The sequence below is a fragment of the Neobacillus sp. DZ-9 genome, from assembly GCF_059587065.1.
Window position 1 is genome coordinate 1 of the sequence record NZ_JCAIOL010000034.1, and the last position, 7,465, is coordinate 7,465.

The 7,465-nt window shown below is 38.9% G+C and carries 6 protein-coding genes; 2 read left to right on the plus strand and 4 right to left on the minus strand.

What is annotated here, in order from left to right; translation table 11 throughout:
• Window positions 1-242: 242 nt before the first annotated feature.
• Entirely contained in the window at window positions 243-575 is a 333-nt protein-coding gene (locus tag AC59HZ_RS31040; protein ID WP_496549561.1) for a DUF3888 domain-containing protein, read from the minus strand.
• Window positions 576-994: 419 nt separating this feature from the next.
• Here AC59HZ_RS31040 and AC59HZ_RS31045 point away from each other — a divergent pair, with 419 nt between their 5' ends.
• Window positions 995-1,804, plus strand: coding sequence for an AAA family ATPase (locus tag AC59HZ_RS31045; RefSeq protein WP_496549562.1), 810 nt, complete (start codon window positions 995-997; stop codon window positions 1,802-1,804).
• A gap of 244 nt (window positions 1,805-2,048) precedes the next feature.
• Here the strand turns inward: AC59HZ_RS31045 and AC59HZ_RS31050 are convergent, their stop codons facing one another.
• Together AC59HZ_RS31050 and AC59HZ_RS31055 are read right to left on the minus strand one after the other, a co-directional pair.
• The gene (locus tag AC59HZ_RS31050; RefSeq protein WP_496549563.1) at window positions 2,049-2,498 is read right to left on the minus strand and encodes a hypothetical protein; all 450 of its coding nucleotides are present in this window, start codon (window positions 2,496-2,498) and stop codon (window positions 2,049-2,051) included.
• Between the two features lie 176 nt (window positions 2,499-2,674).
• Complete coding sequence (locus tag AC59HZ_RS31055) at window positions 2,675-2,977, minus strand: hypothetical protein (RefSeq protein WP_496549564.1); 303 nt, start codon at window positions 2,975-2,977, stop codon at window positions 2,675-2,677.
• Window positions 2,978-3,830: 853 nt separating this feature from the next.
• Here AC59HZ_RS31055 and AC59HZ_RS31060 point away from each other — a divergent pair.
• Window positions 3,831-6,815: a hypothetical protein gene (locus AC59HZ_RS31060; RefSeq protein WP_496549565.1), complete on the plus strand. Its 2,985-nt coding sequence runs from the start codon at window positions 3,831-3,833 to the stop codon at window positions 6,813-6,815.
• A gap of 267 nt (window positions 6,816-7,082) precedes the next feature.
• Here the strand turns inward: AC59HZ_RS31060 and AC59HZ_RS31065 are convergent, their stop codons facing one another.
• Window positions 7,083-7,325 carry a hypothetical protein gene (locus AC59HZ_RS31065; RefSeq protein ID WP_496549566.1) on the minus strand — a complete coding sequence of 81 codons (243 nt, stop codon included), beginning with the start codon at window positions 7,323-7,325 and terminating at the stop codon, window positions 7,083-7,085.
• Between the last annotated feature and the right edge of the window lie 140 nt (window positions 7,326-7,465).

Below are 7,465 nucleotides of genomic sequence, written 5' to 3' on the forward strand. Positions count from 1 at the left end.
TGGTCTCTATACTCGTATCTTACTGAGGGGCTCTATTTTTTTCAAACCTGATATTTAACGATCTACAGGAATGCTAACCTGCCCCTTTAGCACAAAAAAATCGACTATACAGCCGATCATGTTATGCAACAAACGCACCCGATAGTTTAAGTACAATATTTCACAATCTTTTTTAGGATGAGAAAAAAGGCGACCTTCTCCTTAAAAAATAGTACATGTTAATTCAATATGACTAACTAAAATTAACCTTTAATATCAACCACAGTAACTTTATCTGTTTTGACTTCAAATGTTATGATAACTGGACCATCTGGTGGATTATGTGCACCAGTATAAGTATCATACTTAACTTTCACTTTAAAATCATATTGAGAATACCCTCCAGTAATTCTTTTAACCTCTAATATGTCTAAATTCCACAATGCATAACTACGAGTAGGGTACTTTTTATTAATTGCTTTTTGGGCATAAGGGTCTAATAAAACTAAAAAGGCATCATAAAAATCATTATGCTTTTCTTGGAGAAAGTCTCCGTCGGTTTCCGCCTTTATTGGAGTTGATATGGTTAATCCCAAAATGGCCACCACCTTGTTTTAAAGTAGAAATGCCCAATTCAGAAAAAATCTATGTATTTTCTTGTGTCACTAACCTGCTTCGGTAGTCCAATAAGAAAAAAGCCACGAATATGGCAGCTCCGATCTTTAACTCTTGCACCCATTACTTGAAGAAGAAAAACGCGAATTTGGTTTTGTATATAGAAAGCCCAATTAACAATAGGCTACAAATGCTACCGAATAAACTAATTTCTAACGTATAAATGTGGTCTAATTTAACACTTATAATACCTCATAGACTAAGGTATTCCTACACTTTAGAAGAAAAAGCGTTGCTGAACAACATAAATTCAACCTTCACTCTATATTTCTCCAAACGTGGTAAAATGATGATAGTATTGATTATAGCTATTCATTTTCCCAAAGGAAGGTTTACCCATATGATATATTTAAAAAGCTTTAAACTTTCCCCTAATACAGTCAAGAATCCTAATGCCTATCCATACAATGTGTTTAGAAAAATAACTGGAGAAGTGTTTGTCTTTAATAACATTACAGTTTTGTATGGTAACAACGGTTCGGGCAAGTCCACGCTGTTAAATTTAATAGCAAACAAGCTGAATATTACGGGGGCTGAGGACCTTGCAAATAATGGATATAATACATACCCGCCAGATTACATGATGGATTGTTCATACAGCCTAGGCGAAAATAAGAGTGACGGAGAGTCAAATCGGATACCGCCTAATAGTCAGTACATCAAAAGCGAAGATATTTTATATGAGATTAAGAAGATTCAGCAGGAAGCAGTTCTTAAAGAAGATTACCTGTACCAGCATTCTAAATTGGGGTATACTAAGGAAAATTTGGAAAAATTGAAACACTCTTCACAGATGTACAAACAAATCGAGATTATGAAGTTTGCCAATGAAAAGTATTCTAACGGAGAAACATCCATACAAATATTTGATGAGTATCTTGCCCCTAATGGATTATACCTGCTCGATGAACCTGAAACATCTCTTTCACCGACAAACCAAATTCAGTTGGCGGAAGAAATCAATAAACTGGCTAGATTTTTTAACTGTCAGTTTGTTATAGCGACACATTCGCCATTTATGTTGGGAACACTAGATGCTAAAATCTATAATCTTGACGCTCCCCTTTTGAGAACCTATCGATGGACGGAACTTGAAAATGTAAGGTATTTCTACGACTTTTTCAGAGACCGTAAGAATGAATTTGAATAAATGACAGAAAAAATATCGGGCACTTCAGAAGGCATATAATAAAGGAACCAACCAAAATGTCAAATTATTTACTTTTGTAAGTTCCTTTATTGAACTATTCTGCCCCTTTAGTGCAATAAAAAAGGAATCGCCGCAGCGATCCCAATCTTTAACTCTTGCACCTGTTAGCTTAAGTACATTTCTTCACAATATGTTCGTTTACTTCACCAAGACTTATCGCTTTCGCTTATAATAAATTTTTTATTTACAGCACTTCCCACTTGAATTTTCCATTATACTGTTTAAGTTGTTTTTTCACTTGTTCCAATTCATAAAAACTTGAATGCACTTTTTTGACAATTTCTTCATCCGTTTTACCTTCTTTTAGAAGAGTCCTGATAAGTTCATATCTTGATGCTTCAAACTCAAAATACCCATGATAAACATTAAGCTGATTTCTTATGTCTTTTAATTCAACATAGCTGGTTGTTGCTATATAAACAATCTCTTGGTCTGTTTTGCCCATTTGTATAAGAGTCCTAACAATGCTATATCTTTGGTTTACTTGACCTGTCGCATATCCTTCTCCCCATCCGTCATCCCAAGCTATATCGTAGCATTCTTTGCAAGGAAGACACCCTTCTTCCTTCTCTTTAACTAATCCCAATAGTAATGGTAATGAAATTAATGGGATAAGAAAGAATGTTTGTTTCACAAAAGTCACACCTTTTTTCGTTAGTATGACCTTTTAGTTCACTAAATGAGTCAAATACGCATTAATCGTTTTTCTTCTTCAAAACTGCCCCTTAAGCACAACAAAAAAAAGGATTCCTGCAGCAATCCCTTCCTGAACACATGCATCCGTTAGTTTAATAAGCACTTCGGAAATACTCATCCTCCAAAGCCGAACAAAGCCATAAAAATAGGTTGTAATGCAATACCAATAATAAAAATTGTAACAACAAAAAATGGTGTATATTTTAATAAACCTTTTTCATTTGATTTAATCCCCAAAATCCCCATATATATGCTGGCTACCATTAATAAAACGGATGAGAAGAAAAATACTTTAATAACAATTTTTTCATATGAAGTTGGATTAGTTGGGTCATCAGCAATGGAATAACTGAAAATAAACAACACAATCCCTACAATACTGAGAACAGTTGACCAAATGCTTTTTTTTGAAGCCATTAAACCTCCTTGCCCCTTTCATAGAACATTTTATTTTCTTTAATCTTAAATTCTGCCCTCTTATTTAAGTAAAGCCCTCGCTAGCTTAAGAAGAAACTTAGAATCGGTGGTAACAACATTAATATTATTGAAATTGAAATAAGCACTTTTGATACATTTGCGGAGAGTTTTTCTCGTCCTTTACCTTTGAACCATCCACTAAACTGATATTTATTCCTATACAGTACAAATAATAAAATAAGAATCGCTATAAGTCCCATCCAGCCATAGGTGTCTATGCTTGTTCCTAATTTTGAGTACACATAATTCATAAAGGAACTAATAATTCCTCCGATAAATACAAATAAAAACACTATTCGTATTAACTCCAACAGTACCTTCATTAGTATCACTCTCCACATTTATCATTTACCATATATTTTACCATACATTTCCAAAGTCTAGTTGAACTAAACTGCTCCGTTAGCATAACAAGCAAAAAAGACCGCCGCAGCGATCTATCTTGAACTCTTGCACCCGTTAGTTCAACAAGAAATCACGCTCTATTAATATAAAGGCAAATACTTTTGGGTTACTTTATATACGAAAATTAGGTTCTTTTAACCAATTTTTTAAAAACGTAACATCAACGAAATGTACAAAGGCTATTTCATCTCCTATAGTTAAATAGGGTACTTTCCATATTGAGAACAATCCTTGTCTTTATTCAAGTATACAGACCTAGTGGAATAGGGACATTAATAACAAAAGTTACTTGCTCAACAAAAACCCGGATAATACTGGAGTAGCCTCAGAACAGTTATTCAGAGTGGAATCACGGCCGGGATCAATTAACTGTAAAGGAGATTTATCCATGTCAGAACATCTTCTCCCCCCAGATATCTCAGGGTCAATTTCTGAGTGTAGCCGCTCGGTCTCGTTCAAGAATGCCAAGCCAGGTGCTTCGGTAATCCTTGAGCGGATACGTAATGGAAGGACTGACGAGGTCGGAATGGTGCAAGCCAATACAAGTTCAGGTACCCTTCTTCTTGACCATACTGAGCATTTCGAAGACGGAGATTTAATCAAGGTTTACCAGAAAACCACTACAGAGACAAGCTTAAAAATGCCTGATAATGCTGCCATTAAAGTTCATAAGGTCGGAAAGCTCAACCCCCCCCAAGCTTCCGCGCTATACCAATGCTCACAAACATTGATCCTAGAAGGGATGGTTGCTGGGACCACAGCGGAGGTGATCGATGGATCATTCGTGATTGGAAAAGCGGAGGCGGATACTGATGGGAAGGCCGTGATTGGTGTGACGCCAGCAGGTGGACTACCTACCTCCGGCACAATCCTGAAAGTACGTCAGACTTGTTCCAACAATGTCTTAGAAACCGATTTGCCGCCCGTGGTGCCGTCTGCGGTCCCCAACATCGCCAGCAAGCTGGAAGACCCGAAGGTTGTCGACGGTTTCTATGAATGCTCTAGATTAATCACAGTAACAAATATTTATCCTGGAGCGACGGTTTGGGTTACGGGCAATAATTGGTCAGCGTGGCATTGGCATTCAGGGGGTTCGCAAGATTCCATCGTCTGTATCCCTCTTCCGGTAGCTTTAACTAAGGGGGAGCCTGTTAAAGTGCGCCAGGAGATCGCACCAGAATGCGGAAAAAGGCCGGGAGTGTTTCAAGGTAATGTTGCTGACTGGGACGAAAAAAAGAACAAGCTATGTAAACCTCGAGTTGAAGTGATTTACTGCGACTCCTCCCCACATTTGCTTGTATATGGTCTCAAATCAGAGGTAGATGTTCAAATTGAAGTTTATGATGCTAATGGGCACAGTATTGATATCTACAATTCAAGCGCCACGGTAGTAGATTGCGGATATCATACAGTGGAAAATTGTGGAGATGATAAAACCCCTAGTTCTGTCCCTATACCGCAGAATTTACCGAACTGTGGGTCTGTGAAAGTAAGACAAGGCGAATGCGGCCATTGGAGTGACTCGTCCGACCCTCAGACCATCAATCAATTGATTGATCGAAAAACGGCTTATCAAACCGACGAATCGTATATGAAATTACTCATTGCTACTGACCTTTTTGATTGCCAGAATACGATTCCGGTAATGAACATCTTTCCAGTCACTGGTAAGATTCATGTCCAATGCAAATCCTCTCAGGGGATTGATACCTGGGAGGTCGTCGTGCCGGTGCTAAGTGAAGTGATGCCGATTAAAGTTCCTAGTCTCTCACAGGATGATACTATCACGGTTTTGCACGAGTTTTGCGGGCAGCTAGAATCCGACACCAAAGAGGTCAAACCGCACGGGCCTCTCAGTGCCGGGGAAATCTTGCAGCCGCTCTCCGATGGGGATTTGTTCGTGACAGTCACGAACGTGACCTCCGGCGCCTATGTGGAACTATGGGATGTTAATTTGCCAGTTCCACTCGATTCGGGCTATGCCCCGTTGAACGGTAGTGATCGGTCCACTATGGTCTTTTCCAATTTCATCCGGTTAAGAGAAAATCAAAATCTGTACACCAAACTATGGCATTGTGGCATGAATCTGCGCAGTGAGAGAACGGCTCATGTAGGTCCATCTCCTGACCTGGATCAGTGGATCAATGCTCATCCAAACGTCGGAAACAGCATGGTGTGGGAAGATTCCACCGGATCTCATAATGGATGGTCCAATTGGACAAAGGGTATGAAAGATGAACTACAGACTGCTTTCGATAAAGCACGAATGGGAGACTCGATTCTCCCTTTAGACTGGATTCCAGATAACGTGTTGACACTGAACGATGACGATATTCCGGAGACCAGACTGAAACGTGACGATGCATGGGCTTACTACAAGGCTAGCGTTGCTCAGTCACTTGCAGTCGAGATTGGACGAAAGGTTTTATGGTCATTGAATAATTACACTCCGGACCAGCTCGACCAGCTATTTAACAGCAATACGATGTTTATACAAGCAACCAACGGGTTTGAATTAGATGAGACTCTATTCGGGGAAATCGTTCCGGCAACCCCTGCGTACAGTTATCGGAAACTAAGAATGAATGATTTGATCGGTAGTTCACGGGTTGACACGATGGTACGCGTTCTTACTTGGTGTCGCGATAATCTGGTACACTTCACTTCAGTATCAGGACATGATACGGTAAAGGATTTTTATGATGTCTGGAAATATCGCGGATATCCCCCCATGATAAACGTGATGGAAGGAACCACTGATCCTAGACATGGCTTTGGTCATTACACTGACGGTTGCTGGGGTACAACGGGGTTACTTCGGGGGTTATTGAGTGCTATTAACATTCCCGTCAAGTTGATAACTAAAGGGGTTAAAACAGACCCTATTACTGGAGAAACCTTGAAATTCTCCGGACACTCCCTGCCGTGGTTCATGGCAGATGATTTGTACTTAAGTCACGGGGACGATCCGTACGATAGAAATATGAGAGCGAGAGGACCATTGGGCAATGGAGGGATTCCACCCATTCCAACAGAGAAATTACTGATCGACGCCACTACATTTGATAATTGGTTCGGAGCAGGTGTTGCGGACAAACAAATTAAAGCCAACGTCGGCCGTCAAGTTTTAGAACTGGCTATCCAATATCTCCCCCATTACCTTCTTTCTTTGTACTGTGGAGACATAGATAACAGGAGAGATCACGCAACGGGTGACGTATTTGAGCAATTTGTGTATAAAGATAAACCAACAGATCCACAACCTGCCTATAAATACGATTTGACGACCCTTGAAGGAATGAAGTTATGGGATCGAATGGACGCAAAAATAGCCGCATTATGTGGTTGTCCAAACTTCAAAAACGTTAAATAACCAATCATAAGGTGCCATTATGGTCATCTTTCTGTCAACTTTATAAGGAAATACCCATTTTATTGGGCGACCGATCTTTAATCTTTCAGATAATGGTCACCTGAAGGTTTTATAATAATTCTGATTTATCCATAAATATAACTAATCATTACTTTCTCTACACACTGAAAACACCTCCCATTCGGGAGGTGTTCTTTATAGGTTGGGTAAGATACGATCCATAAATTCAAAAATCGCAAATCCGGCAAGGTTTTTCAAACTAATGTATTAATGAAATACCCCCATAATCACAAGACCAATAAGAATAGTTGCAAGTGATAATATTAATGCAAGTCCTACTAATTCACCACCTGTACCGAAAAAGGTATCAAGTATTCCTAAAACTAAAAAGACCCCTTTTTTTGATGTTTTAGACTCATCTGCCTTAAATTCTTTATAACCAAAAACCAATAGCGATATTAAAGAAACAATACCTATTAAAAAGAGAATGGTCCCACCGAACATAACCATTAAACTTTTTCCTTTCGTTGCAATTTGTTGTGAAGCTAAAGCACCCGTTAGTGGAATAAGACCCTTTCCAAAAATGCAATTATGAAAATACTCAACCCATAAGCTTAAATTGACTTGTGTAGATTATTTCACTTATTTTC

Excerpts from the sequence above, each read along its gene's own strand:
- AC59HZ_RS31045 (WP_496549562.1), top strand. The coding sequence starts at position 995 with ATGATATATTTAAAAAGCTTTAAACTTTCCCCTAATACAGTCAAGAAT.
- AC59HZ_RS31055 (WP_496549564.1), bottom strand. The coding sequence starts at position 2,977 with ATGGCTTCAAAAAAAAGCATTTGGTCAACTGTTCTCAGTATTGTAGGG.
- AC59HZ_RS31060 (WP_496549565.1), top strand. The coding sequence starts at position 3,831 with ATGTCAGAACATCTTCTCCCCCCAGATATCTCAGGGTCAATTTCTGAG.
- AC59HZ_RS31065 (WP_496549566.1), bottom strand. The coding sequence starts at position 7,325 with ATGGTTATGTTCGGTGGGACCATTCTCTTTTTAATAGGTATTGTTTCT.